The 26,096-nt window shown below is 64.7% G+C and carries 18 protein-coding genes; 9 read left to right on the top strand and 9 right to left on the bottom strand.

The features are described 5' to 3' along the window. Positions 1–4: 4 nt before the first annotated feature. The 6 genes from PSO31014_RS01995 to PSO31014_RS01970 all read right to left on the bottom strand — a co-directional run bounded on the left by PSO31014_RS01995 (position 5) and on the right by PSO31014_RS01970 (position 9,662). Complete coding sequence (locus PSO31014_RS01995) at positions 5–832, bottom strand: hypothetical protein (RefSeq protein ID WP_150550067.1); 828 nt, start codon at positions 830–832, stop codon at positions 5–7. A 248-nt stretch (positions 833–1,080) separates the two neighbouring features. Further along, a complete protein-coding gene (locus PSO31014_RS01990) occupies positions 1,081–2,196 on the bottom strand; it encodes an HPP family protein (RefSeq protein WP_174976369.1) in 1,116 nt (371 codons plus the stop codon). A gap of 374 nt (positions 2,197–2,570) precedes the next feature. Next, entirely contained in the window at positions 2,571–4,151 is a 1,581-nt protein-coding gene (locus PSO31014_RS01985) for an efflux transporter outer membrane subunit (protein ID WP_150550065.1), read from the bottom strand. 12 nt (positions 4,152–4,163) lie between these two features. Further along, the gene (locus PSO31014_RS01980) at positions 4,164–7,349 is read right to left on the bottom strand and encodes an efflux RND transporter permease subunit (protein WP_150550064.1); all 3,186 of its coding nucleotides are present in this window, start codon (positions 7,347–7,349) and stop codon (positions 4,164–4,166) included. A gap of 64 nt (positions 7,350–7,413) precedes the next feature. Beyond that, positions 7,414–8,727, bottom strand: a complete 1,314-nt coding sequence (locus PSO31014_RS01975; protein ID WP_150550063.1) for an efflux RND transporter periplasmic adaptor subunit — start codon at positions 8,725–8,727, stop codon at positions 7,414–7,416. A gap of 29 nt (positions 8,728–8,756) precedes the next feature. Beyond that, positions 8,757–9,662 (bottom strand): alpha/beta hydrolase, encoded by a 906-nt coding sequence (locus PSO31014_RS01970; RefSeq protein WP_150550062.1) that lies wholly within the window; start codon positions 9,660–9,662, stop codon positions 8,757–8,759. 241 nt (positions 9,663–9,903) lie between these two features. Between PSO31014_RS01970 and PSO31014_RS01965 the strand changes: the two genes are divergently transcribed. From PSO31014_RS01965 to PSO31014_RS01940, 6 genes are all read left to right on the top strand, one after another. Next, a complete protein-coding gene (locus PSO31014_RS01965; protein ID WP_150550061.1) occupies positions 9,904–10,917 on the top strand; it encodes a LysR family transcriptional regulator in 1,014 nt (337 codons plus the stop codon). Between the two features lie 500 nt (positions 10,918–11,417). After that, positions 11,418–12,236, top strand: a complete 819-nt coding sequence (locus PSO31014_RS01960; RefSeq protein ID WP_150550060.1) for a collagen-like domain-containing protein — start codon at positions 11,418–11,420, stop codon at positions 12,234–12,236. A 235-nt stretch (positions 12,237–12,471) separates the two neighbouring features. Next, entirely contained in the window at positions 12,472–13,449 is a 978-nt protein-coding gene (locus tag PSO31014_RS01955) for an adenine nucleotide alpha hydrolase family protein (protein ID WP_150550059.1), read from the top strand. Positions 13,450–13,454: 5 nt separating this feature from the next. After that, a complete protein-coding gene (locus PSO31014_RS01950; RefSeq protein WP_150550058.1) occupies positions 13,455–14,012 on the top strand; it encodes a DUF6445 family protein in 558 nt (185 codons plus the stop codon). Between the two features lie 32 nt (positions 14,013–14,044). Further along, positions 14,045–14,407 (top strand): hypothetical protein, encoded by a 363-nt coding sequence (locus PSO31014_RS01945; RefSeq protein ID WP_150550057.1) that lies wholly within the window; start codon positions 14,045–14,047, stop codon positions 14,405–14,407. A 25-nt stretch (positions 14,408–14,432) separates the two neighbouring features. Further along, positions 14,433–15,602, top strand: a complete 1,170-nt coding sequence (locus PSO31014_RS01940; RefSeq protein ID WP_150550056.1) for a radical SAM protein — start codon at positions 14,433–14,435, stop codon at positions 15,600–15,602. 53 nt (positions 15,603–15,655) lie between these two features. On the opposite strand, the gene cphA (PSO31014_RS01935) is transcribed toward PSO31014_RS01940, so the two are convergent. Then, entirely contained in the window at positions 15,656–18,232 is a 2,577-nt protein-coding gene (cphA, locus tag PSO31014_RS01935) for a cyanophycin synthetase (protein ID WP_150550055.1), read from the bottom strand. Between the two features lie 152 nt (positions 18,233–18,384). Beyond that, a complete protein-coding gene (gene cphA, locus PSO31014_RS01930) occupies positions 18,385–21,015 on the bottom strand; it encodes a cyanophycin synthetase (protein WP_150550054.1) in 2,631 nt (876 codons plus the stop codon). A 297-nt stretch (positions 21,016–21,312) separates the two neighbouring features. Between cphA (PSO31014_RS01930) and PSO31014_RS01925 the strand changes: the two genes are divergently transcribed. From PSO31014_RS01925 to PSO31014_RS01915, 3 genes are all read left to right on the top strand, one after another. Beyond that, positions 21,313–23,715: a cyanophycin metabolism-associated ABC transporter gene (locus PSO31014_RS01925; protein ID WP_150550053.1), complete on the top strand. Its 2,403-nt coding sequence runs from the start codon at positions 21,313–21,315 to the stop codon at positions 23,713–23,715. A gap of 18 nt (positions 23,716–23,733) precedes the next feature. Further along, positions 23,734–24,201 carry a cyanophycin metabolism-associated DUF1854 family protein gene (locus PSO31014_RS01920; RefSeq protein ID WP_017234169.1) on the top strand — a complete coding sequence of 156 codons (468 nt, stop codon included), beginning with the start codon at positions 23,734–23,736 and terminating at the stop codon, positions 24,199–24,201. 78 nt (positions 24,202–24,279) lie between these two features. Beyond that, positions 24,280–25,188 carry a recombination-associated protein RdgC gene (locus PSO31014_RS01915; protein ID WP_150550052.1) on the top strand — a complete coding sequence of 303 codons (909 nt, stop codon included), beginning with the start codon at positions 24,280–24,282 and terminating at the stop codon, positions 25,186–25,188. A gap of 96 nt (positions 25,189–25,284) precedes the next feature. On the opposite strand, the gene PSO31014_RS01910 is transcribed toward PSO31014_RS01915, so the two are convergent. Beyond that, complete coding sequence (locus tag PSO31014_RS01910; protein WP_150550051.1) at positions 25,285–25,989, bottom strand: SDR family oxidoreductase; 705 nt, start codon at positions 25,987–25,989, stop codon at positions 25,285–25,287. Positions 25,990–26,096: the final 107 nt, after the last annotated feature.

Genomic DNA, 26,096 nt, shown 5'->3' with positions numbered 1-26,096 from the left:
CGCCTCAGACGTCGTCCGGTGCGTCGTCGAGCGTCAGCAGTTGATTGGCGAAGCGGCGGTACAGCCATGCGGCGCTCCCCGTGGAGACCGCGATCCATGCCACCGACATCACCGTTTGAAGCACTAGCGTGCCAAGCGCTACCGACTTTGCGGCCGGCGCGACGCGCAGCAATGCGGTGAACAGGGCCGTCGCGACAATGCCCGCAATCATCAACGGCAACACCGTCCCTATCGTTGTGCCGAACATCGTCCAGAAGTGCCCGCGCGAATCCTGCCAAGCGGCGCGCCAGCGCTTACTGCGTCCCGCGCCAATCTGCGCAAAGATCAGCGATACGCGCGTCAGCACGTAGAGCACCATACAAATCAACAGCACGCAAAACGTGGCAAGCCCGGCATACGAATTGCCGTGTCCCGTCGCCCGCAGCGCCAGCACCGCACCGACGCCGACGATCAGCCACACCGTAGCGAAGCCGACGAAGACTTGGGTCGATGTCCAGAGATAGCGCCAGAGATCGCGCCCATACCACCGGCCTTGCCGTGCGGCGTCGGGGCCGAGAATCGTGTAGCGAAAGACATGGATGACGAGCACGGAGAACGCGACCAGGTTCGCGAAAAAGACGCCGAACGACATGAGCGCAATGCGCAGACGGTAGAGGGCGGGTTCGCCGACTTGCGATGCGGTGCGTGCGAGCTGATCGAGCGAAACGCTAAGTCCAGACGTCACGAGGAACACGACGGAAATCGCCAGGCATAGCCATGGCCGTTGGCGCAACGCGTTGAAGCCGTCGCGCCATGCCCCCTTGAAACACTGTTTGAACGTGATCGGTTCCATGCTCTCCCTTGAGCGAATTTCGCTTCGTTAAACGAAGCACTACGGCGTCGGTGCGTCATGCTGCCGCCATTCTTGCAGATCGGCTCAGGACTGACAATTGCACGCAGGGAGGGGCGGTGTCCGGCGTCGACAGCACCACGACGGGCGTCGGATCAGGGTGGGGTGGGGCGGAGGAAACTACGCCTGCGCTGCTTGATGCGCATCGCAGGCGTTTGACGCTCAGTGCTCAGTACCTGGCGCCTGGCGTTTCATGCGGCCATGACCTTGCGAAGCACTTCGGCGTGCGTGACAACGCCCACGAGCCGGGCGGCTTCGTCGAGCACGGGCAAGGTGCCGTGACGTTGCGTCATCAGCAGCGGCACCAACTCCGAGAGCGGCATGCCGGCCGTGGCCGACTGCGGCTGCGCTTGCATGACGTCGCGAACCGCCGGGCGCTGCCCCGTGCCGATCGACATGCCAAAGCGCGGCCAACGCTGACGGCGCGCACGGCGCGTGTGAAGGTCGTGACGCGTGATCAATCCAATGACGCGTGCGTCGCCGTCGACGACCGGCAGGGCCTCCAGTCCGTGGCGCTGCAACAGACGCCACGCCGCCGGCGCTTCGTCGTGCGCCTGAACCTTCGCCAGCGGCGGCGTCATGACATCGGCACAGGTCAACTCGCGGGCGCGGCGCGCATAGGCCTCGCGCTGGGTGTCGCGGAGCAGGCTGGCGAGATCGTCAGCGGAAATGTCGAGCAGTTCGCTACGGCGAGCAAGCGCCTTCTCGGCGTCGGCCGTCGTGACCGGTATGGCGGACGCGTTGACCGGACGCACCGTGGTCTGCGCACGCATGGCATGCGGGTAGCGATGGCCGGTGAGCGCGTGATAGCCGATGGCCGCGCCGAGCAGGACCACCGACTGGACGGCAATCGGCTCGAGGACGAAACCGTATCCAAGGGCGTGGACAGCCGGGCCGCCGAGCACGGCTGTGAGCGCAACGGCACCCGACGGCGGGTGCACACAGCGAAGTGTAAACATCAACGCGATAGACACGCCGACCGCCGTGGCCGCCGCGGCGATCGGCGACGGAATGTATATTGCGCACGTCACCCCGACGATGGCGGCGACCAGATTGCCGCCGAGTATCGACCAGGGCTGGGCCAGAGGACTGGCCGGAACCCCGAAGAGCAACACGGCGGACGCGCCCATCGGCGCAACGAGCCAGGGGATATACGTCGCGGGGCCGAGCATCCACAGCATCAGGCCGCCGGTCAGTGCAATCCCGCACAGCGCACCAAAGCCCGCGCGAAGCCGTTCGCGCCAGTGAACGGCCACCACGGCAGGCAGGAAACCTGCCAGCCAATCCCTCACGTCGCGTCGTGTCATTGCCATGTCGTCCCGCTCCACCATCTGCACCCGTTTAGGGCGGTGTGTTGATATTTTGTGCATGATATATCGTATATCGATGGATTGGGAGAGTGTGAGCGCGAGATTTTAATGCTGCGCCGCAGCGAAATCTCGGACAGGAACCGGTTGACACTGAAGCGGCGCACCAAAATCAGGAAAACGAGACGCGAAAGGCGTGAACCTTGCAGGCAGGGGAAGCGGGGGCACTTTCCGGCGGATGGGCAGACGCGAGACGTGTGCGTTCATCCGGTGTGCGCCCGTAAAAAAAGCCCGGGCACGCCGAACGTCGATTGACGCAGGGCAGGCACCGGGCAAGCAGGGACGCAGGGAAGAAACTTTGACGCAGATGAAATCTATCGGGCGGCTACCGTGGCGTTGGCAGCGGAAGTCGCCGCCGTCGGGCCGTTGGCCGGCCCGTTGGGCGCCCCCGGCGTTGTCGACGTCGCTGGGGCATCGGCCACCGGCGCGTCACCCCAGCCACCGCCGAGGGCGCGGATCAGGTTGACGGTCGAGACCGCGTTCGCGCCGGCGAGTTGGACCGCACTGCGCCGCGCCTGGAGCACCGTACGTTCCGCATCGATGACATCGAGATAGGCAATCGAGCCTTCCTGATACTGCATGCGCGAGAGTTGTGCGGCACGGTTCGACGCTGTCACCGCCTCGTTCTGCGCCCGCGTCTGCGCGGCAAGCAAGCGCAGGTTGGACAGGTTGTCCTCGACTTCCTGGAACGCGACGAGGACTTGCTGGCGATAGTTCGCGACGTCTTCCTCGTAGCGCGCCCGCGCCCGCGACAGATTGCCGCTGCGCGCGCCGCCATCGAAGATCGGCATCGAGAGCAGTCCGCCCACCAACGGTCCGAGCAGGAAGGTACGGCTCGACCAGTTGAACAGGTCGCCCAGCGTGGCCGCTTCGAAGCCACCCGCGCCAGTCAGTGACAGCGACGGGAAGAACGCGGCTTTCGCCACCCCGATGCGCGCATTGGCGGCTGCCATGGCACGTTCGGCCGCCGCGATATCCGGACGCCGTTCGAGCAAGGCAGACGGCAGACCCGCCGGGATGTGCACGGCGACCGGCGTGAGCGGCGACGGCGCGAACGTGAATTGCGCAGGCGCCTTGCCGAGCAGAATCGCGAGGCTGTGTTCCGAGGCTGCCCGCAGACGCGCGACCGCCAGCGCGTCGGATTGCGCCGTGGCCAGCTCGGCCTTGGCGCGCGCCACGTCCAGCTCGTCGATATCGCCTTCGGCAAAGCGTCGCTGTACCAGCTTGAGCGCTGCTTCGCGCAACGTCACCGTTTGCGTGTAGAGCGCCTGTTCGGCGTCGAGTTCGCGCAGGCTGAAGTAGTTCTGCGCGACATCGGCTTGCAGCGCAAGCTGCACCGAGCGGTAGAGCGCTTCGCTCTGCTCGGCGTCCGCGCGGGCCGCGGCCACGTTATCCGACACGCGTCCGAACAAATCGACTTCGTAGCCCACACTTGCTTGTGCGCGCCACAGGGTGTAGGGCGCGATGTTCGTGCCGTCCGGCTGCATCTGCGAGGCGGGCGAGAGCTTCTGCCGCGTGGGGCCGAACCCGGCGTCGAGCGTCGGGAACAGCGCCGCACGGGCCTGACGCTGCACCCCTCGGGCTTCCTGCACGCGGGCGGCGGCCGCCTTCAGGTTCTGGTTGGCCGCCAGCGCATCATCCTCGAGCGTGTTCAGGGTGGCGTCGCCAAACACCTTCCACCATTGGCCGCGCGCCATTGCTTCGGCGGGCTCGGCAGGCTTCCACGTCCCGGCTTCACCAGCCGGGAGCGACGCTTCCTTGAATGCCGTCGGCGTCCCCTTGTCGGTCACCGTCGGCACTTCGTACGTGGGGGCCATCGAGCAGCCCGCCACCACCAGCAGGGCCCCGAGCAGGCTCGAGACACCCAGACTTCGTTTGATCCATTGCGATTGCATGATTGGCATCCTTCAGACTTCGGCCTTGACGTTGGCGGGCATGGTCGATGCGTGAGCGCTGTGCAGCGGCTTCTTGCCCGCCAGCGTGCGCAGCAACACGTAGAACACCGGCGTCATCATCAGACCGAAGCCGGTCACGCCGATCATGCCGAAGAACACGGCAACTCCCATCGCGTGACGCATTTCCGAACCGGCGCCGGTCGATGTCACCAACGGCACCACCCCCATGATGAACGCGATCGACGTCATCAGAATCGGGCGCAGACGCAGGCGGCTTGCCTCGATCGCGGCGGCCACGGGGCTGCGGCCTTGCATTTCCAGCTCTCGTGCGAACTCCACGATCAGGATCGCGTTCTTCGCGGAGAGCCCCACCAGCACCATCAGACCGATCTGCGTGAAGATGTTGTTATCTCCTCCGGTCAGCCACACGCCGAACAGCGCGGACAGAATGCTCATCGGCACGATCATGATGACGGCGAGCGGCAGCGTCAGGCTTTCGTACTGTGCGGCGAGCACCAGGAACACCAGCAGCACCGAGATCGGGAACACCCACAGCGCCGAGTTGCCCGCGAGAATCTGCTGATACGTCAGGTCCGTCCATTCGAACTTCACCCCGCGCGGCAGCGTCTCGGCGGCAATGCGCTCCACGGCAGCCTGCGCCTGACCCGACGAATACCCGGGGGCCGGACCGCCGTTCACGTCGGCGGCGGTGTAGCCGTTGTAACGCACCACCATTTCCGGGCCGAACGTTGGCGACACTTTCACCAGTGACGAGAGCGGCACCATGTCGCCATGGCTGTTGCGCGTCTTGAGCAGTCCGATGTCATCGGCATGGGCGCGGAACGGCGCATCGGCCTGGACACGCACCTGATACACGCGCCCGAACTTGTTGAAGTCGTTCACGTACAGCGAGCCGAGGTAGATCTGCATGGTGTCGAACACGTCGGTGATCGGCACACCCAACTGCTTGGCTTTCACGCGGTCGAGATCCACGTTCAACTGCGGCACATTGATCTGGTACGACGAGAACGTCGGGCCCAGTTCCTTCGTCTGCGAGGCCTTCTTGATGAACGCCTGCGTGGCGTCGTTCAAGGCGGCGTAGCCGAGCGCGCCGCGATCTTCGATTTGCAGCTTGAAGCCGCCGAGCGTTCCCAGACCCAGCACCGGCGGGGGCGGGAAGACGGCGATAAACGAGTCCTTCATCTTCGAATACGCGCCGTTGAGCTGCCCGGCGATGGCTGCCGCCGAGAGCGTCTTGTCGTGACGCTCGGCGAACGGCTTGAGCGTGACGAACACGATGCCGGCCGACGACGAGTTGGTGAATCCATTGACCGACAACCCGGGGAAGGCCACGGCGCTCTGCACGCCCGGCGTTTTCAGGGCAACGTCGGTCATGTCGCGAATCACCTTCTCGGTACGATCGAGCGACGCGCCGTTCGGCAACTGGGCGAACGCGACCAGATACTCCTTGTCCTGCGCAGGCACGAAGCCGCTCGGCACGACCTTGCTCATCAGCATCGTGGCGCCGAGCAGGACGGCGAAGATCGCCATCATGATCGCCTTGCGCCCGATCACGCGCGTCACACCTTGACCGTACTTCTCCGAGCCGCGATGGAACACGCGGTTGAACGCGTTGAAGAAGCCCCCCAGGTATCGGTTCATCTGCCGCGTAAGCCAGTCGGGCTTGGCGTGATGGTCCTTGAGCAGCAGCGCGGCCATGGCCGGCGACAGCGTGAGGGAGTTGAAGGCCGAGATCACCGTCGAGATGGCGATGGTCATCGCAAACTGCTTGTAGAACTGCCCCGTGAGACCCGACATGAAGGCGAGCGGCACGAACACGGCCACCAGCGTGAGCGCGATCGCGATAATCGGACCGCTCACTTCGCGCATGGCCTGATACGTCGCTTCCTTGGGCGAGAGCCCGGCCGCGATGTTGCGCTCCACGTTCTCGACCACCACGATGGCGTCGTCCACCACGATACCGATGGCGAGCACCATCCCGAACAGCGACAACGCGTTGATCGAATAGCCGAAGCCGAGCAGCAGGGCGAACGTCCCCACAATCGATACCGGCACGGCGAGCAGCGGAATGATCGACGCGCGCCACGTCTGCAGGAACACGATCACCACCAGCACCACGAGGGCGATGGCTTCGAGCAGCGTGTGCACCACGGCCTTGATCGACGAACGCACGAACTGCGTCGGGTCATACACGATGCGGTATTCGACGCCCGGAGGCATGTCCTTTTGCAGTTCCGCCATCGCTTCGCGCACTTGATCGGAGATCTCCAGCGAGTTCGCGCCCGGCGACTGGTTGATCGCCAACGCCACCGCCGGCTGGTTGTCGAGCAACGAGCGCAGGCTGTATTGCGAAGCGTCGAGCTGCACGCGGGCCACATCGCCCAGGTGCGTGACGGCACCGTCCGGCGAGGTCTTCAGGATGATGTCGCGGAACTCGTCTTCCGTATTCAACCGGCCACGCGCGTTGACATTGAGCTGCAACGGCGTGTCCGGACCGGCCGGCGATGCGCCGATGACACCGGCCGCGACCTGCACGTTCTGTTCGCGAATGGCCTTCACCACATCAGAGGCGGTCAGGCCCCGTTGGGCAACCTTCGCCGGATCGAGCCACACCCGCATCGAGTAATCGCCCGCGCCCCATAACTGCACTTCCCCCACGCCCTTGATGCGCGAGAGGCGATCCTTGACGTTGATGAGCGCGTAGTTGCGCAGATAGGTCATGTCGTAGCGCTGGTTCGGCGAGAGCAAGTGCACCACCATCGTGAGCGTGGGCGAGGACTTGATCGTCGTCACACCCAAACGCTGCACGTCGTCCGGCAGACGCGGCAGCGCTTGCGAGACACGGTTCTGCACGAGCTGCTGGGCCTTGTCCGGGTCGGTGCCCAGGCGGAAGGTCACGGTCGTGGTGAGATTGCCGTCGCTGTTGGCCTGCGACTGCATGTACAGCATGTTCTCCACGCCGTTGATCTGCTCTTCGAGCGGCGCGGCAACGGTCTCGGCGATCACCTTCGGGTTGGCGCCGGGGTATTGGGCATGCACCACGACCGACGGCGGAACCACTTCCGGGTACTCCGAGATCGGCAACTGGAACACGGCGATCAGGCCGGCCAGCAGCGTGATGACCGAGAGCACCCCCGCGAAGATGGGCCGGTCGATAAAGAATTTTGAGATGTTCATGACGTGACTCTTGGGGGTCGTTCAGGACGCGGTTCGTGCGTGCGCAGGCGTGCCTGGGCGCATTTCACGAACGCGTCGCCGTGGTGGCCGTGGCGACCGATCGGGTCGTGCCCGGCTTGGCGCTTGCGCTGTCCTTGGGAGGGGTCTGAGGGGGCCGGCTGGCGGTGCCGGTATCAGCGGCGTTGGTGGCCATGGCCGGCGCGACGATGTCGTGCCCGTCGCCCGTATCGCCCGCCATCTTCACGGCTTTCGGCGTGACGGGATCGCCCGGACGCACGCGCTGCAGACCGTTGACCACGATGCGCTCGCCGTCCTTCAAGCCACCGGCAATCTCGATGAGGCCGCCGTGTCGCTCGCCCAACTGGACTTCGCGATACTGCACCTTGTTCTGCGGGTCGACGACGAGCACGAACTTCTTGCTCTGGTCGGTGCCGATGGCCGCCTCGTCGACGAGCAGTGCCGGATGCGGCTCGCCGCCGCCCACGCGAATGCGGGCATACAGGCCCGGCAAGAGCGCGCCGTCGGTGTTATCGAAGCGCGCACGCACGCGGATCGTGCCCGAGGTCGTATCAAAACGGTTATCGACCGAATACACGGTGCCCTTGCGCGAATAGCCGGACTCGTTGGCCAGGCCCAGGTCGACCGGGACGCCGTTCGTCTTCGCGGTATCGCGTGCGAGATAGCGCAGATAGGTCTGCTCATCGACGTCGAACGCCGCGTAGATCGGCGAAACGGAGACCACGGTGGTCAGCGCAGGCGATTGTGCGCCGGCCGATACCGTATTGCCCACCGTGATTTCCGCGCGCGAGACGCGACCTGCGATCGGCGCCACGATGTGCGTATAGCCGAGGTTGATGCGTGCGGTTTCGAGCGCGGCGCGCGCCGCTTTCACGTTGGCGGCGGCCTCGCGCGCGGCGTTTTCCTTCTGGTCGAAGTCCTTCTTCGCGATGGCGTTATCCGCGATCAGCCGCTGCGCGCGGGCGAGGTCGGTGCTGGTGAAGACGTCGCGCGCCTGCGCCGACGCGAGTTGTGCCGCCGTGCGGTCGACTTCGGCCGCATACGGACGCGGATCGATCGTGAAGAGCGCATCGCCCTTTTTCACGAGCTGTCCGTCCCTGAAATGCACGGCGGTGATGGTGCCCGACACGAGCGGCTTGATGTCGACGCGATCCACCGCGTCGAGGCGGCCGGAATAACTTTGCCAATCGGTCACGGTGCGTGAGATCACGTTGGCTACGTCGACTTCCACTGTCGGCATGACTTGCGCGCTGGGAGGCGTGCTGGCGTCGACGCGCACGACCGTGAGCGTGCCCAGGGCCACGAGCGCCACCGTAACGGCGGCGGCAATAAGAACGGGTTTGCGAGCGAGGGTGGTCATTTTTTTAAGATCTCCGGAATCGGATGGACTCACTGGGTGGCACCGGTGGCGGGTGGCGCCAGCCGGCGTGTCAGGAACGCGGCCACTTCCCGCAGTGCGGCGGGCAGGGCGGCCAGGCCGTGATGGGACGCGCTGCGATGGCGCGTGACCTGTGTCGGCACGCCGGCGGCGATGAGCTCCGCCGCGTATTTTTCGGCTTCGACGTGCAGCAGGTCATGTTCGGCAGAAGCGATCAGCGTGGGCGGAAGGCCCGCGAGACGGCGCGATTCGAGCGGCGCGGCATACGGATGCAGACGCTGCGTTGCGTGCGGCAAATAGGCGCGATAGCAGCGGGCGCACTCGCTGGCTTCGATATCGCTTGGTGTGCGCCCGTCGGCCAGGCGCGTCATGCTGGGGTCGAGCAGCGGGGCGAGCAGTACCTGTGCCGAGATGGCAATTTCACCGCGATCGCGAGCGATCATCGTCAGCGCAGCGGCAATGTTGCCGCCGGCGTCGTGCCCGGCCACGGCAAGACGGCGCGGACTGGCACCGTAGCGCCGGGCGTTGCGGTGCAGCCAGCGCGCGGCGCACCACGCATCTTCCGGCGCGGCGGGGAATGGATGTGCCGGGGCGAGCGAATACCCCACCGAGACCACCAGCGCGGGGATGTGCAGGGCAAGATAGCGGGCCGCGGCGTCGCCGTCGTCGAGCGAGCCGTGGCAGAAGCCGCCGCCGTGGAAGTACAGCACCACCGGCAAATGCGCTTCGAGCGGCACCACGACGCCCGCCGCCCCGGCGCGCGCGGCGTCGGCGCCGGCGTGGCCGGTCGGCCGATACAGACGCAGGGTGACCGGGCCGGCATGACCGGCGATGCTCACCTCTTCGATGCGCAGTCCGTCGTCGGTACGGTGCGTTTGGCCCGGACGTCCCGAGGGCGACTTGGCGTTGGCTGACATAGGGCGTTGGGCTCGCGAGCGCGATACCCCTCTGATGACATTCGATGGATCGAAGTCTAGAGGCGACGGACATCGGGATAAACGCCTATAATTTGGCAACACTATTCGGTCAGATCGACTAATCGATGTCGGCCTTGCCGGTATTGGCTTATGCCGCCGACCAATTTGCTTATGCACTTACGAAGCGCGTGAAATAAGCCGGATTGGCTGATGCAACCACGTTTTCGAATGGGGAAATGTCATGGATCGCTTGCAAGCGATGCAGGTATTTACGCGAGTCGTCGAGGCAAACAGCTTTTCACGCGCGGCCGACAATCTCGGTTTGCCGCGCACCTCGGTGACCACGATTATTCAGAACCTCGAGGCGCATCTGGGGACGCGGCTGTTGCAGCGTACGACCCGGCGGCTCAACCTGACGCCTGACGGGGCCGCGTATTACGAGCGATGTCTGCGCATCCTCGCGGATATCGAAGAAACCGAATCGTCGTTCCGGGAGAGCAGCCAGCGCGTGCGCGGCAAGCTGCGCATCGACATGCCGGGCTCGCTCGGTAAGCTGGTGGTGCTGCCGGCGCTGTGCGAATTCCACGAACGCTACCCGGAAGTAGAACTCATGGTCGGCATGGGCGACAAGCCGGTCGACCTGATTCAGGAGGGCGTCGATTGTGTGTTGCGCGTTGGCACGCTTCAAGATTCGAGCCTGGTCGCGCGACGCGTGGGCCTGTTCCAAAGCCTGACGTGCGCGTCACCGGCTTATCTCGAGCGCATGGGCATGCCGCATTCGCTCGACGACCTGCAACGGCACACAGCGGTGCACTACTTTTCGAGCCGAACGGGGCGCGTCGTCGAGGACCAGTTCCTGGTGGACGGCAAGGAAGTCGAGATCCCCATGCCGGGGGCGGTCGCGGTCAACGACGCCGAGGCGTATCTGCAACTGGGACTCGCGGGGTTCGGGACGGTGCAGCTCGCGCGCTTCATGGCGCTGCCGTATCTGCAATCGGGCCAATTGGTCGAGATTCTGCACCAGTGGAAGCCGCCCCCCATGCCGATATCGGCCGTGTATCCGCATAACCGGCATCTATCGCCGAAGGTTCGCGTGTTTGTCGACTTCATCGCCGAACTCTTCGAACGTTGCCCGTTGCTGCAAGGGCTCGACGAAACCGCGGGCACATGCAAGCCGACCGTGGCCGCCGACGACGCCGACGGTCACTGGGCCTCGTACGGCACGCAAATGGCGCCGCAAGACGTCGTGGTTTGACGGATTGGCCGGCAGTGCCGGTCCACTTCGCAACGCCGGAAGACGCGCCCGCGCAGCCGCCCATCAAGCGCCGCGCGGGCGCTTCGTTTTGGGCATGCCGGCGCGGGGGGGGCGGCCCACGGTGATGGGATGCCGCTGTCACGGTGATTGGCAATGCGGGCATGGTCGCATTCAACTCGCCAACTGTCGCTATCTTCGCGGCGACGCAAAGCGCACCGCGCTTGGGATAATTCTTAATCGAAAAAACCCAAACGTGCCTCGGCCGGATTAATTGCGTGTCGCGCTTGCCGCCCGGCGCCGTGTGCCGCGATGCAGTAAGGCGCCAGCGCTGCTGCGGGTGAGCGACAGTATCTCGTCCCTCTATTGCGTCTCCTTCCCGACTTGAATCGATGGCTCTCGCGGCGCGTTTGCGAGACGACACGCCGTTTGGGTCTGTCGGAATTCATCAGAATCGCTTTCGCAGGTGTCCGATGTTTAATTGATTCAAGGAGCGAAGCACCATGAACGAGAACGATCTGGAACTGCAACTCAACGAAGACCAAATCCGACACATTCAAGCGATCACCGGGCAGCGCGTCGGCGCGATCCGAGTCGTGTCGAGTTTCCCCGAACTGCGCGGCGTATACGGTGGACAAGGGGCCGGGGAGCAAGGCCATCTGAACGGTCAGGGTTTGCAAGGCGCGCAGGGCGTACAAGGTGTACAGGGCGTACAGGGGCCGCAAGGCCCTCAGGGGTATCAGCACGCCCAGGGCGTTCAGGGCATGCAGGGCCCGCAAGGTATGCAAGGTGTCCAGGGCATGCAAGGCCCGCAAGGGGCTCAGGGCGTGCAAGGCCCTCAGGGATATCAGCACGCCCAGGGCGTTCAGGGCATGCAGGGCCCGCAAGGGGCTCAGGGCGTGCAAGGTCCTCAGGGGTATCAGCACGCTCAAGGCATTCAGGGCATGCAGGGCCCACAAGGTATGCAAGGTGCTCAAGGCATGCAGGGCCCGCAAGGAATGCAAGGTGTCCAAGGCATGCAGGGTCCACAAGGTATGCAAGGTGCTCAGGGCATGCAGGGTCCACAAGGTATGCAAGGTGCTCAAGGCATGCAGGGCCCGCAAGGTATGCAAGGTGTCCAGGGCATGCAAGGCCCGCAGGGTATGCAAGGTGCTCAGGGCATGCAGGGCCCACAGGGTATGCAAGGTGTCCAGGGCATGCAGGGACCGCAGGGTATGCAAGGCGTCCAGGGCATGCAGGGTCCGCAAGGCCCGCAAGGCGTGCAAGGCGTGCAAGGCGTGCAAGGCGCTCAGGGCATACAAGGTCCGCAAGGACTCCACTGATTCGACGTGACACCTTGGTCGGACACGGGCGCGAAACCGCAGGGGTTATCGGCGGCTTGTGTCTATTGCGTGTGATGCGGCTCGAACCGGTAGTGCGTCGAGCCGCGAATTCCGGGTGCCCCGGCGGGCACCCGGCATGGGAGCCGCCGTCATGTCGTCAACGCTCTTACCTTTGTCAGCAGAACAGCGCTCGCGGTTGTTCAACGCGACCGGCGCGCCGTTACGCAGACTCCGTGTGGAACCTTCCACTGGCATCGGCGTTGCCGTCGATCGCTACTGTGCCCGGTGCCTGCTCACCGAAGACTTGCCGGGTGTGTATATCGAAGCCGACGGCATTTGTCAGGCCTGTCACGCGTTCGCGGCAGAAGCGGCTCGTGGCGACTACACGCAGCGCCGTCTCCTGGACGTTGTGCAATCCTGTCGCGGCGAAGGCACGCCTGACGCCGTAGTGGCCTATTCCGGGGGCAAGGACAGCGCGCTCACGCTGCTCCTTGCCGTAAAGGAGTTGCATTTGCGCCCCATCGCCGTGCTCGTCGACAACGGCTTCATTCCCGATGAGGTCAAGGACAACGCGAGGACATTCTGCGCGCGCTTTGGCGTTGAGCTGGTGATCGAGACGATCGACATTCGCCAGGTGGCCCGCGAATCGCTGGCGTCCAGTTCCGGCAAGATTCCGTGTACCTCATGCATCGGCGGCGTGTTTGCAGCGATGGCAAAGACGTGCAGAACCTACGGTATCCGACTCATTCTCAGTGGACACCGATTTCCGCCGCTGGCGTATCCGGTGAGCGGATTCACGAAGCGTGACGCCGACAACGGCTTCTTCTGTGCCTCGCCTTTGCTCGCGCGAGGGCTGAGCGAGGCCGAGCAGATGCAGTGGATCCGGGACGCCGGTTGGCAACCCACGGCCATGGCGGGCAACACATCGAACTGCAAGCTGATCGGTGTGGTGGAGCAGCATCTCTATGACGTGCAAGGATTCAATCCCCACATCTACGAGGTGTCGAAGGAGATTCGCGCCGGCTTCTACGATCGACGCACGGGGTTTGGCAAAGTCGATCGTCCGGAGATATCCGCCGAGCACCTGCAATGGGTGCGTGAGCGAATGCTGCCGGATGCGCCCGAGACGGCGACCTCACGCGATGCCGACAATGTCCCTGGGGAGGCCGCTGTGCTAGGGCGCCAGCGTGACGAACCGGCTACGCCAAAGTGAGCGCCATGCACGACTCCATCATCGTGACCGACAGTTTCTATCGCGATCCCGCCGACGTGCGCGATTTCGCGTTGAAGCAGACCTTCGCGGTCAAGGGAAACTATCCCGGTGCGCGTACCGAGGCGTTTCTTCACGACGGCGTCACGTCGGCAATCCAGGACATCGTGAAGTCTCCCATCACCTATTGGCCGGTCGACACCTACAACGGTGCGTTTCAATACAGCGTGCAGCGCGATATCACGTGGGTGCATGCCGACCACACCACGGTGTGGTCCGGCGTCGTCTATCTCACGCCCGACGCACCACCGACGGCAGGAACGGCCTTCTTCCAGCATATCGAAACCGGCTTCGACCTCTACCCCGAAGACGACGACCAGCGGCAACGTTGCGACGCCGATGCCGCCGCATGGGAGCGCTGGGAGATGACCGACCGCATCGCGAATCGCTTCAATCGCCTCATCCTGTTTCGCGGTAGACGGTTTCACGCGAGCCAGGGGCATTTCGGCGACTGCAAGGAGAACGGGCGCCTGTTTCAAACGTTCTTTTTCAACACGCAGTATTGACGTTCCCCTTCTTTTCGATCGGAGGTACTTTCATGACGGCTTCGGAACTCTTCTTCCCGGTGGGTTCGCTCGACCTGAGCGAGGCGCAATCAGCAGAGATCAAATCGGCGTTCGGGCATGAGATGGCGGCCGTGCCGCTCTTTCGTGTAGTGCCTGTGTCGTCAAGTGACCGGTACGTTGCGTTGGAGGGCGTGCCGGGTTTGCCGGGAATTCTGGTGCACTATCGCGACGAAGATCCTGCCCAAGGCGGAAAGATCATCGCGTCGGTCAGGGCGGAAATGGCGCGCGGACCGGACGACTCCGCTGTATTCGCGGCACACACGAAGCTGATGGCGCCGCGAGCCGAGAGCGAGTCCGCCAAAAGCGGGCCGCCGGCGGCCGGCAAGCGCAAGTGAGCGGCGCCGCGCGTCGTCCCGCACCATGCTGACCTCACCCGGCGCGACGGCGCAGGGCAACGCTAACGGCGATCTGTTGGTGATGGTCAAGGTCGCCGAGCGTTGCAATATCGACTGTAGCTATTGCTACATGTATCACGGTGTCGATCAGGGCTGGCGCGAGCGGCCGAAGCGGTTGCACGCGTCCCACCTCGATGCGCTGGTAACGCGTCTCGCTGACCATCGCAGCGCGTTTCCCTCCGCGCGCATGACGCTGGAGGTTCACGGGGGGGAGCCGCTGCTGCTCGGCAAATCCCATACCGAGCGCTTCTTCTCGAACTTGCGACGGCGCCTGCCGGCGTCGGACCTGGCCATCATCACGCAGAGCAACGGCGTGTTGATCGACGATGACTGGCTGGATCTTTACGCGCGGTACGACGCGAGCCTGGGCATCAGCTGCGATGGGCCGCCCGACATGCATGACCGGCATCGGTACGACTTAGCGCGACAAGGGACGGGCGAGCGCGTCGAGCAGGCGATTCTGCGATGTCTTGCGCATCGCGCATCGCAGCGGGTCTTCAATGGGGTGCTGGCCGTGATCGATCCGAATCATGATCCGGTGCGCATGCTCGATTACTTTCGGTCGCTCGGACTGACGGCCATCGACTTCCTGCTCCCCGATGCCAATTTCGCAGCACCGCCCCGTCACATCCAGGCCTACACGCACGCTCGGCTGCTCAGCTTCCTGTGTCGAGGGTTCGATGCCTGGCTTGCCATCGACGATCCGGGCTTCAGCGTACGCATCTTCGAAACGTTCATTCGCGGCGTGCTCGGTCGTCGCTCGGAACTCGATGCCTTTGGCGGGGCGCTTGCGCCGATCGTCGTCGTGGAGAGCGATGGCAGTTATCGCTTGCTCGACGTGCTCGCCATCTGCGAGGAGGGGGCAACCCACACCGGGTTCAACCTCACGTCTCACCCGTTGCAGGCCTGCAGCGATTATGCGCGCACTCGCTACCCCGCGCCCCATGCGGCTTGCCTGCAATGCGAGGCATTTGCGGCGTGCGGCGGGGGATACGTTGCCCACCGATTCGACGGGCGCAGTTACGACAATCCCAGTTTTTATTGTCACGCGCTGCTGGGCTTTTATCGCCACGTCAGGGCGCGGGTGCAGGGAGTGACGCCTCCGATCTCGCTCACGGCAAACCAAAAGGGCTGAGTCCGTGACACCTCGAACTCAGCCCTGCCAGGCTCAACGGTGCAAAAGCGTGTTCAGGAACTCGCCTGCGCCACACGTTGCGAGAGATGCGCGAGGGCGTCGTCGACCTGATCGATGAGAATCAGGCAGAGATCGCCGGGTTGCAGGCGCGCGAGCGCCGTGTCGATGGCCACGAACTCGCCGTGAATCTCGTCGATGTGGCTGGCGCGTCGCGCGCCGACCAGACCTTCGCGCAACAGACCCAGCACTTCGCCGTCTTCGCGGCCGCGCTGGCACTGATCCTGGTAGAGCAGCACGTCGTCGAACGCGTCGCCAAGGATCTGCGTCTGACGGCGGATATCCTCGTCACGACGGTCGCCCGCGCCGGAAATCACGACTGAACGGCGTCGCGCCGGCATCGTCTCGACCGCCTGCGCAAGCGCGGCAATGGCGTCCGGATTGTGGCCGTAGTCGGCAATCACGGTCGCGCCGTGGTAGTCGAACACGTTGAAGCGTCCCGGCGCGGTGCCAGCGTCGTTCACGAAGGTGGCCAGCCCGGCCCGGATTGTCGCCGGATCGAGATTCAGCGCCCAGGCCGCACCAATGGCCGCCATCGTGTTCTCGACCTGGAAGCCGATGCTGCCGCCGCGCGTAAGCGGAATCGCGGCGAGCGCGTAGCGAGTCTCGTTGCCGCCGTGACACGTCACGATATTGCCGCCGTCGACATAGACCACGCGTTTGCCCTTCGCGCGATGCGTGGCCAGAACCGGATGTGCAATGTCCATGGCGAAGAAGGTCACGTCTCCCGGACAGGCGTCGGCCATGCGCGCCACCATCGGATCGGCGGCATTGAGCACGGCCATGCCGCGCGGTGCCACGTTGCGCACGATCACACTCTTGAGCACGGCGAGATCTTCCACCGTGTTGATGTACGACAGGCCCAAGTGGTCGCCCATGCCGATATTGGTCACCACGGCCACATCGCAGCGGTCGTAGGCCAGGCCTTCGCGCAGCAGGCCGCCACGCGCGGTTTCGAATACGGCGGCATCCACGTCCGGATGCATCAGTACGTTGCGCGCGCTGCGCGGGCCGCTGCAATCGCCCGTGTCGATGCGCTGGCCGCTGATATAGATGCCGTCGGTGCCGGTCATGCCCACGCGCAGGCCTTGCTGGCCGATGAGGTGGGCAATCAGGCGCACCGTGGTGGTCTTGCCGTTCGTGCCGGAGACGGCCACTAGCGGAATGCGGCCATCGTCACCGTCGTCGAACATCGTCGAGACGATGGCTTCGCCGACCGCGCGGCCCTTGCCGTAAGACGGCTGCAAGTGCATGCGCAGGCCCGGCGCGGCGTTGACTTCCACGATGCCGCCCGCCTGATCTTCGAACGGCTTGATGACGGTCTCGCACACGGCATCGACGCCGGCGATGTCCAGCCCCACCTGCTGCGCAGCGGCGATGGCGCGCGCGGCGATTTCGGGATGGACGTCGTCGGTCACATCGGTGGCCGTGCCGCCGGTGGACAGGTTGGCGTTGTTGCGCAGCACGATTCGCGCACCGGCCGCTGGCACGGAGTCGGCGCTCAACCCCTGCTTGGCAAGCGTGGCGAGTGCGATGTCGTCGAAACGAATCTTGGTGAGCGAGGTCGCATGGCCTTCGCCACGGCGTGGATCGGCATTGACCGTCTCGACCAACTGGCGCACGGTATGCACGCCGTCGCCGGTCACTTGCGGCGGATCGCGGCGAGCAGCCGCGACCAGCCTGTTGCCGATCACGAGCAAACGGAAATCGTGCCCCGGAATATAGCGCTCGATGATGACGTCGCGGCTGATGTCCTGCGCGGCTTCGAACGCTTTCTCGATCTCCTCGCGCGTGCGCAGACGCACGGCCACGCCCTTGCCCTGGTTGCCGTCGCGCGGTTTGACGACGACCGGCGCGTCGATTTCCTGCACCAGCTTCCACGCGGCTTCGATGTCGCGCACGGTGCCGCCCAGCGGGACCGGCACGCCGGCGGCGTGCAGCAACGTCTTGGTCAGATCCTTGTCTTGCGCAATCGACTCGGCCACGGCCGAGGTGCGGTCGGTCTCCGCCGCCTGAATGCGGCGTTGCTTGCTGCCCCAGCCGAACTGCACCATCGAGCCTTCGGTCAGGCGACGATACGGAATGCCGCGTGCGACGGCGGCATCCACGATCGAGCCGGTCGACGGGCCGAGGCGCACGTCTTCATCGAGATCGCGCAGGCGATAGAGCGCATCGGCCAGGTCGAACGGGCCGTCGTCGAGGGCAGCGTGGATCAATTGCTGCGCCAGTTCGAAGGCAAGACGTCCGACAGGTTCTTCGCTGTACTGCACCACCACCTGAAACGTACCGGGTTCGATGGTCTGCGTCGTTTGGCTGAACGTGACCGGGCACCCCGCAGCGGCCTGCAGATGCAGGGCCGTCGTGGCGAGGGCGTCTGCCAGGGACACCGGACGCTCTTCGGCGTCAGGCGTCAGCGCCGGCAGTTCGGGAAAGCGTGCACGCAGGCGAGCCTCGAAACCGGCCAGATTGCCGATCGAGTATTCCAGATCGGTGCACGTCACGATCGCCTCGATGGCGGTGTGACGGCTCCAGAGGTTGGGCCCGCGCAATGCGCGGATACGGGAGACTTCCATAAATTGCAATCCCTGTCTGTCCACTTCGCGTCCCTGTATGGCGGTGGGTTGGCGAGAAAAACGACTGTGGCTTGGGTATTCGGTAACGGGCTAAATACGCGAGGGGACGGCGGCAGATAACCCTGCACGCCGCCACTCGCGGTTCACGTTGGTCAGGCCGCCAGCGCACGCATCGGCTGCCCCATCCACTGATGCACCAGATCGAGCATCGCGGCCGCGCCGCCTTCGTCGGCTTGCAACACGAGCAGGTCACCGCTCACGAGCTGGGCGAGCGCCGCTTCGGCAGCGGCACGTCGCTCGCCGGCGTCGATCACCTGCACCTTGCGCTCGGCATCGATGCCCGCGCGCAGTTGGGCCCGCGCCGCCGCCAGCGGGCGTTTGCGCTCGACGCTCAGGTCGTCGCACAGGACTACGCGCTCAAACGTCTGCGCCAGCAGTTTGCCCTCGGCTTGCAGGTCGTCGTCCATCCGGTCGACGCCGGGGCCGTACACCACCATGCGCCGCTCGGCTGGCAGGGTCGCCAGCGCCGCGGCCAGCGCCGTCAGCGCCGGGGCGTTATGGGCGTCGTCGACGATGACCGTCGCGCCTTGCTTTTCAAACAGCGTGAAGCGGCCCGGGGCATCGACCTGACCCACGTCGAACGTGGTCACGCCGGTGCGCATGACGTCGAGCGTCACGCCCATCGACCAGGCGGCCGCGACGGCCGCGAGTACGTTTTCGATCTGGAAGCCGACACGACCGGCATAGGTCAGCGGCATGGTGGCCGTCGCGCCGAGCGTGGTTTCCTCGGTACCGTTGGCCAGCATGACGTCGCCGTTGCGCACGAACACCGCGCGCTTGCCCGCCGCGCGATGCGCCACGATGGCCGGCAGGTGTTCATCCAGCCCGAAGAAGATCACGTCGCCATCGCACAGCTCGGCCATTTCCACGACGAGCGGGTCGCGCGCGTTGAGCACGGCCACGCCGTCGGGCAGTACCACGTCGATCTGGGTGCGCAACACGCTGAACATCCGGTCGACGTCTTCGACGAAGTACTGACCCAGATGATCCGGCCGGTCGATGTTGGTCACAATGCCGACCTGGCAGCGGTCGTACGCGAGGCCTTCGGAGAGGATGGCGGTGTTGTCGTTCTCGAAGACGGCTGCCGTCACGCTGGCATTCATCAGGACACGGTGCGCGGCGTCCCAGTTGGCACGGTCGCCGGCTTGCACCAGGCGCTTGTCGAGGAACAGGCCGTCGCTGCATGCGAGGCCGGTACGCTCGCCCGCGAGTTGCAGCAGGTGCGTGAGCAGGCGCGCGGTCACGGTCTTGCCGTTCGTGCCGGTAATGCCGACGACCGGAATGCGCCCGGCGTCGCCATCGGGGAACAGATGGTCGACGATGGCGCGGCCGACTGGGCGCGGCGCACCATCGGCCGGCTTCAGATGCATGAGCAGGCCCGGGCCGGCGTTGACTTCGACGATGGCGCCACGCTGTTCGACCAGCGGGCGCGAAATGTCTTCCGCCACCAGATCGACGCCGGCGATGTCCAGACCCACGATACGCGCGGCCAGCGACGCATGCGCCGCCACACTCGGGTGCACGCGGTCGGTCACGTCGAACGCGACGTTGCCGTTGCGCTGGATCAGCACGTTCTTGCCCTCGGGCGGCACGGCATCGGCGTCGAAACCCTGGCGCTTGAGTTCGAGCCGGGCCGACGAATCGATGCGCACGCGGTTGAGCGGCTGGTCTTCGGCGCTGCCGCGGCGCGGGTCGCTGTTGATCTGCAACTCGATGAGTTCCGAGACGGTGTGCTGGCCGTCGCCGACCACCGAGGCCAGTTCCCCCATGGCGGCGGCCACGACACGCCCGCCGACGACCAGCAGACGGTGTTCCAGACCCGGCACGAAGCGCTCGACGATCACGCCGTTGCCTTCTTCAAGGGCGACTTCGAATGCCGTGGTGACTTCGTCTCGCGTGGTGAGATTGATGAACACGCCGCGGCCGTGGTTACCGTCGTATGGCTTCACGACAACCGGCAGGCCGATGTCTTCGGCGGCTTCCCACGCATCGTCGGCGTTCTCGACGAGACGGCCTTCCGGCACGGGCACGCCGCACGATTCGAGCAGTTGCTTCGTGAGGTCCTTGTCGCGTGAGATGCTCTCGGCGATCGCGGGGGTACGGTCCGTTTCGGCGGTCCAGATGCGACGGGCGGCGGCGCCGTAGCCCAGTTGCACCAGATTGCCGTCGGACAGGCGGATATGGGGGATGTCGCGGTCGTCGGCGGCGTCGACGATGCACGCCGTGCTTGGGCCGAGGCAGTGTTTGTCGACCAGACCGCGCAACGTTTCCACCGCGGCATCGACATCATAGGGGCGGTCTTCGATGGCCGCCATGACCAGATCGCGGGCCGCGAACAGCGCGGCGCGGGTCACCTCTTCGTGCCAGGCCCGCACGATCACTTTATAGACGCCTGAGATCGGCGTTTCACGCGCCTTGCCGAAGCCCCCGGGCATGCCGGCGAGGTTTTGCAGCTCCAGCGTGACGTGCTCGAGAATATGGCCGGGCCAGGTGCCCTCACGCAGGCGCTGAAGGAAGCCGCCGCGCTCGCCGATGCTGCAACGGTGCTCGACAAGGGACGGCAGCCATGCCGCCAGCCGCTCGGGGAATCCAGGGATCTTATTGGACGGAAACTCTTCGAGTTCGCCGATATCGACCCATGCCTCAAGCACCGGCCGATATGTCCACATATTCGGGCCGCGCAGCGACAGGACATCGAAAATCTCAATGTCTTTCTTTTTCATACTCAAGGCAAATTCACGCGTCAGGGCTGGGTTCGGAGAAGCTGGCGAGGCCGCTTTCAGGCGGCACGGCCGCTTGCGCTCGTGCAGTTAACTGGTTACTTAACGTAAGAATCCGTAAACGGTTGACCGTCGCAACAATATTTCCATGCTGCACTGTGTCATCGCGGAACTCCACGCCGCAAAAGGCGTCGCTGTGGTTATACTTGCGGCAATTTCGCGGACTGACAGGGAAAGTCCGCCTCGCTATTTCCTCGTTTGCCTCGATGTCCGCCCCTTGAGGACACGTCTGCCGCAGCAATGACCGACACCCCCACACCGACAGCGCCCTCCGCGGCGGCCCCGACTGCCCTTTCCGAGGGTGGCCCCTCCGGCGCGGCTGCCGAGTCCTGGTATCCCGATGTCGCGGCACAACTGGCCGACGACGAAACCGTACTGGCCTGGCTGACAGTCGATCTCGACGCACAACTGCATTTCGCGCATGGCGTGGTCGTTGCGACCGAGCGCCGGATCCTGGCGCTCGACGCGCGTCGCGACGCGCATGCGCAACCGGGCGGCCAACCGGGTTGGCAGTCGTGGCCGTATCGCGCCGACCTGTCGCTGACGCATTCCGATCATGCGGGCGTTGGGGCGCTGGAGTTGTGCGACGCGCGCGAAAAGCTGGCGAGCTGGCGCTATACCCTGGGCCATAATCCGGCCGCGTTGATGCTGTTGGACACGGTTCTGCGACAACGCGACGCGCGGGTGGCGGGCTACGCCGCCAGCGCGGTACCCGACGAGCGGGGTACCTGCCCGATCTGTCAGGCGGAACTGCCGCCGGGGACCGACGAGTGTCCGCAATGCAACCCGGAAGTCGAACCCCCACCGTCGACGTGGGCATTGCTGCGCCTGTGGCGGTTCGCGCGGCCGTACCGCTTCCAGTTGCTGGCCGGCTTCCTGCTCACGCTCTGCGCCACGGGTGCCACGTTGATCCCGCCGTATCTGACGATGCCGCTCATGGACAACGTGCTGATCCCGTTCCAGAACGGCAAGCCGATCGATTACCACCTGGTGGGAATTTATTTGTCGGGCCTGATGGGGGCGGGCGTGGTCGCCTGGATATTGGGCTGGGCGCGTACGTATCTGCTGGCCAAGGTGTCGGAGCGCATCGGTGCCGATCTGCGCACCGCGACGTACTCGCATCTGCTGCGCCTCTCGCTGGAGTATTTCGGCGGCAAACGCACGGGCGACCTGATGGCGCGTATCGGCTCGGAAAGCGACCGCATCTGCGTGTTCCTCTCGCTGCACCTGCTCGACTTCGCCACCGACGTGCTGATGATCGTCATGACGTCGGTGATCCTGGTGTCGATCAATCCCTGGCTGGCTGCCGTCACGCTGTTGCCGCTGCCGTTCATCGCCTGGCTGATCCATCTGGTGCGCGACCGATTGCGTCACGGCTTCGAGAAGGTCGACCGGATCTGGTCGGAGATCACCAACGTGCTGGCCGATACCATTCCGGGCATTCGCGTGGTGAAGGCGTTTGCCCAGGAAAACCGCGAGGTCGCGCGCTTCAAGGAAGCCAATCGTCACAACCTGGTGGTCAACGACCGTGTGAACAAGGTGTGGTCGCTGTTCTCGCCGACGGTCACGTTCCTCACCGAGGTGGGGCTGCTCGTCGTATGGATCTTCGGCATTTGGCAGGTCTCGAAGCACGAGATCACCGTCGGGGTGCTCACCGCGTTCCTCACCTATATCAGCCGCTTCTACACGCGTCTCGATTCGATGAGCCGTATCGTGTCGGTCACGCAGAAGGCCGCGGCCGGTGCGAAGCGAATCTTCGATATTCTCGATCACGTCTCGAACGTTCCCGAGCCGGTCAACCCGGTGCACCTGAAGGAAGTGAAGGGCGCCATCGACCTGCGCGACATCGGTTTCCGCTACGGCAACCGAGCGGTGATCCGGGGCATGGACCTGCGCATCGCGCCGGGCGAGATGATCGGTCTGGTGGGACATAGCGGTTCGGGCAAGAGCACGCTGGTCAACCTGATCTGCCGCTTTTACGATGTGTCCGAAGGCTCGATCCAGATCGACGGGGTGGACATTCGCGCGTTGCCGGTATCGGATTTCCGCCGCAACGTCGGCCTGGTGTTGCAGGAGCCGTTTCTGTTCTTCGGCACGATTGCCGAGAATATCGCTTACGGCAAGCCGGAGGCGACGCGCGCCGAGATCGTGGCAGCCGCGCGCGCGGCACACGCGCACGAGTTCATCCTGCGTCTGCCGCACGGTTATGATTCGCTCGTCGGCGAGCGCGGGCAGGCGCTGTCGGGCGGCGAGCGTCAACGCATCTCTATCGCTCGCGCCCTGCTGATCGACCCGCGTATCCTGATTCTCGACGAGGCGACGTCGTCGGTCGATACGGCGACGGAGAAGGAAATTCAGAAGGCGCTGGACAACCTCGTCAAGGGCCGTACGACGATCGCCATTGCGCACCGGTTGTCGACGCTGCGCAAGGCCGACCGGCTGGTGGTGCTCGATCGCGGCAAGATCGTCGAAGTGGGCAACCACGACGCACTGATGGCCCGCGAAGGCGCTTACTACACGCTGTACCAGGCCCAGCAGCGCAACGTCGACACGGATATCGACGCGGCACTCGAGACGGTCGAGGCCGCCGCCGTGCTGGCGGCCGTGACCGCGGCACCCGCCCAGCCGCTTTCCGCCAACTGATCGTTCGCGAAGACACTCATGCAGATTGATTTCACCTTGTCTCGTAACGCGTTCGGCCGCCTGGTGCTGACCGACGCGGCTGGCGTTTCCCATGAAGGCGTGGTGCCCGTGCGCGCGTTTCCGATCGCGGCGCCGCAGGACGGCCTCGCGCTCGTGAGTCAGGAGGGGCGCGAACTGGTCTGGCTCGACTCGCTCGACGGACTGCCCGCCGCGATGCGCGCGCTGTTGCAAGACGAACTCGCCGCACGCGAATTCATGCCGGAGGTGTTGCGCATCAAGAGCGTTTCGACCTACGCGACGCCCAGCACATGGACTGTCGAGACGAACCGCGGCGAGGCGGCGTTCGTGTTGCGCGGCGAAGAGGACATTCGGCGCCTGGGCGGCCAGACGTTGCTCATCACCGATAACCACGGCATTCACTTCCTGATTCGGGACACCGGCACGCTCGACAAGCCGAGCCGGAAGATCCTCGATCGCTTTCTCTGACACGATTCGCGTTGCCGAATTTCGCCGTGCCGCCCGGCACTGGTAAAATCTCGGCTTTTGCTTTTTGCGGTGATGCCGATGTGGTTCAAGAATCTTCAGTTGCACCGAATTCCTGCCGGTTGGTCCATGAGCGTCGCGCAAATGGAAACGGCATTGGAGAAGCACGCCTTCTGCGAAGGCGGTAGCCTCGAAATGCAAGTGCAGGGCTGGGCGCCGCCACGTGAGGGGGGCGAACTAGTGCACAGCATCAACCGTCAGTTTCTGCTCGCCTATCGTGCCGAGAAGAAGCTGCTGCCGTCCACCGTCGTGAATCAGGTCACGCGCGCCAAGGCGGTCGAGTTGGAAGAGCAGCAAGGCTTCAAGCCGGGCCGCAAGCAGATGCGTGAGATCAAGGAGCAGGTCACCGACGAACTGCTGCCGCGTGCGTTCGGCATTCGTCGCGACACGCGCGTGTGGATCGACCCGGCCAATCGCTGGCTCGTGATCGACGCCGCGTCGCCCGCCAAGGCCGACGAAGTGCGCAGCCTGCTCCTCAAGACGCTCGACATCACGCTTGAGAACGTGGAACTCAACGAGGCGCCCGTGGCAACCATGACCTCGTGGCTTGCGGGCAATGACGCGCCGGGCGGCTTCACCGTCGACCAGGACGTGGAATTGCGCTCGAACATCGACGAGAAGGCCGCCGTGCGCTATGTGCGCCACCCCCTCGACGGGGCGGACGTGCGCCAGCATATCGAGGCTGGCAAACGCTGCACCAGGCTGGCGATGACGTGGAACGACCGCATCTCCTTTGTGCTGACCGATGCTTTCGTCATCAAGCGTGTGACGCCGCTCGACATCATCAAGGATGCCGCCGATCCGACGGCTGAAGGTGAAGCCGAGAAGTTCGACGCCGACGTCGCGCTCATGACCGGCGAACTTGCCCGCATGCTCGACGATCTGGTCGAGGCGCTGGGCGGCGAGCGTCAGATGGACAAGGCCGCCTGACGCGCAGTCGTCGCTCGGCGCAGGACGACGAACGCCGCGAGGCCCCTGAGGGTGTCGCGGCGTTTTTCCGTAGCGTGCCGGATTGGGCGTTGGTGGCTACGCCGCTGGCGCTTGAAGGTAGACGCCCAGCGACAGGGCCTGCTTGACCTGTCGCGTACCTTCGTCGACGCAGACCTCCTCTTCGCCTGCTTCGATGGCGTCGTAAGCCTGACGCACCACGTCCGCCGGGTCGAGCTTGTCGGCGTCGAACCCCCGGGTCAGGTCGGTATCGATGTAACCCGCGTGCAAACCGACCACCTGCGTATTTTGGGCGCGCAACGCATTGCGCAAGCCATTGGTCAGCGACCACGCGGCCGACTTCGTGATCGAGTATTCAGGCAGCGCGTCTGAACTGATCCAACTCACGATCGACAGGACATTGAGCAGTGCGCCACCGCCGTTGCGTCCCAAGGCCGGGGCGAACGCCTGCGTCATGCCGAGTACGCCGAACAGGTTCGTCTCCAGCGTCTCGCGCAGCAGCTCGGTAGCGCCCGGGCCGGTCAGCCCTTCGGTGAGGCGTGCAATCCCCGCGTTGTTGATGAGCAGCGTGACGTCACCCGCCAGGCTTGCCGCGGCCGCCACCGCCTCCGGGTTGTTGACGTCGAGCTTGACCGGGATGACACCCGGCAGCGTGACCTTCGACGGATCGCGCGACCCGGCGTACACCTTTTTCGCGCCGCGTTCGAGCGCCTGTTTCGCAAACGCCAATCCCAGGCCACGGTTGGCGCCGGTCACGAACACGACGGCATCTTTGATCTTCATTTCAGTACTCCAGCAGGGTAATCGAGTCACGTCGACCCTGTGGAAGACGTGAGCGTTGGGTTATACTTCATGACGATGGTGATCACAATCGTCATCGTTGACGCATT

Origin of the sequence: Pandoraea soli, from assembly GCF_902459595.1 — a bacterium.
GTDB lineage: Bacteria > Pseudomonadota > Gammaproteobacteria > Burkholderiales > Burkholderiaceae > Pandoraea > Pandoraea cepalis.
This window is presented reverse-complemented; position numbering and strand designations above follow the sequence as displayed.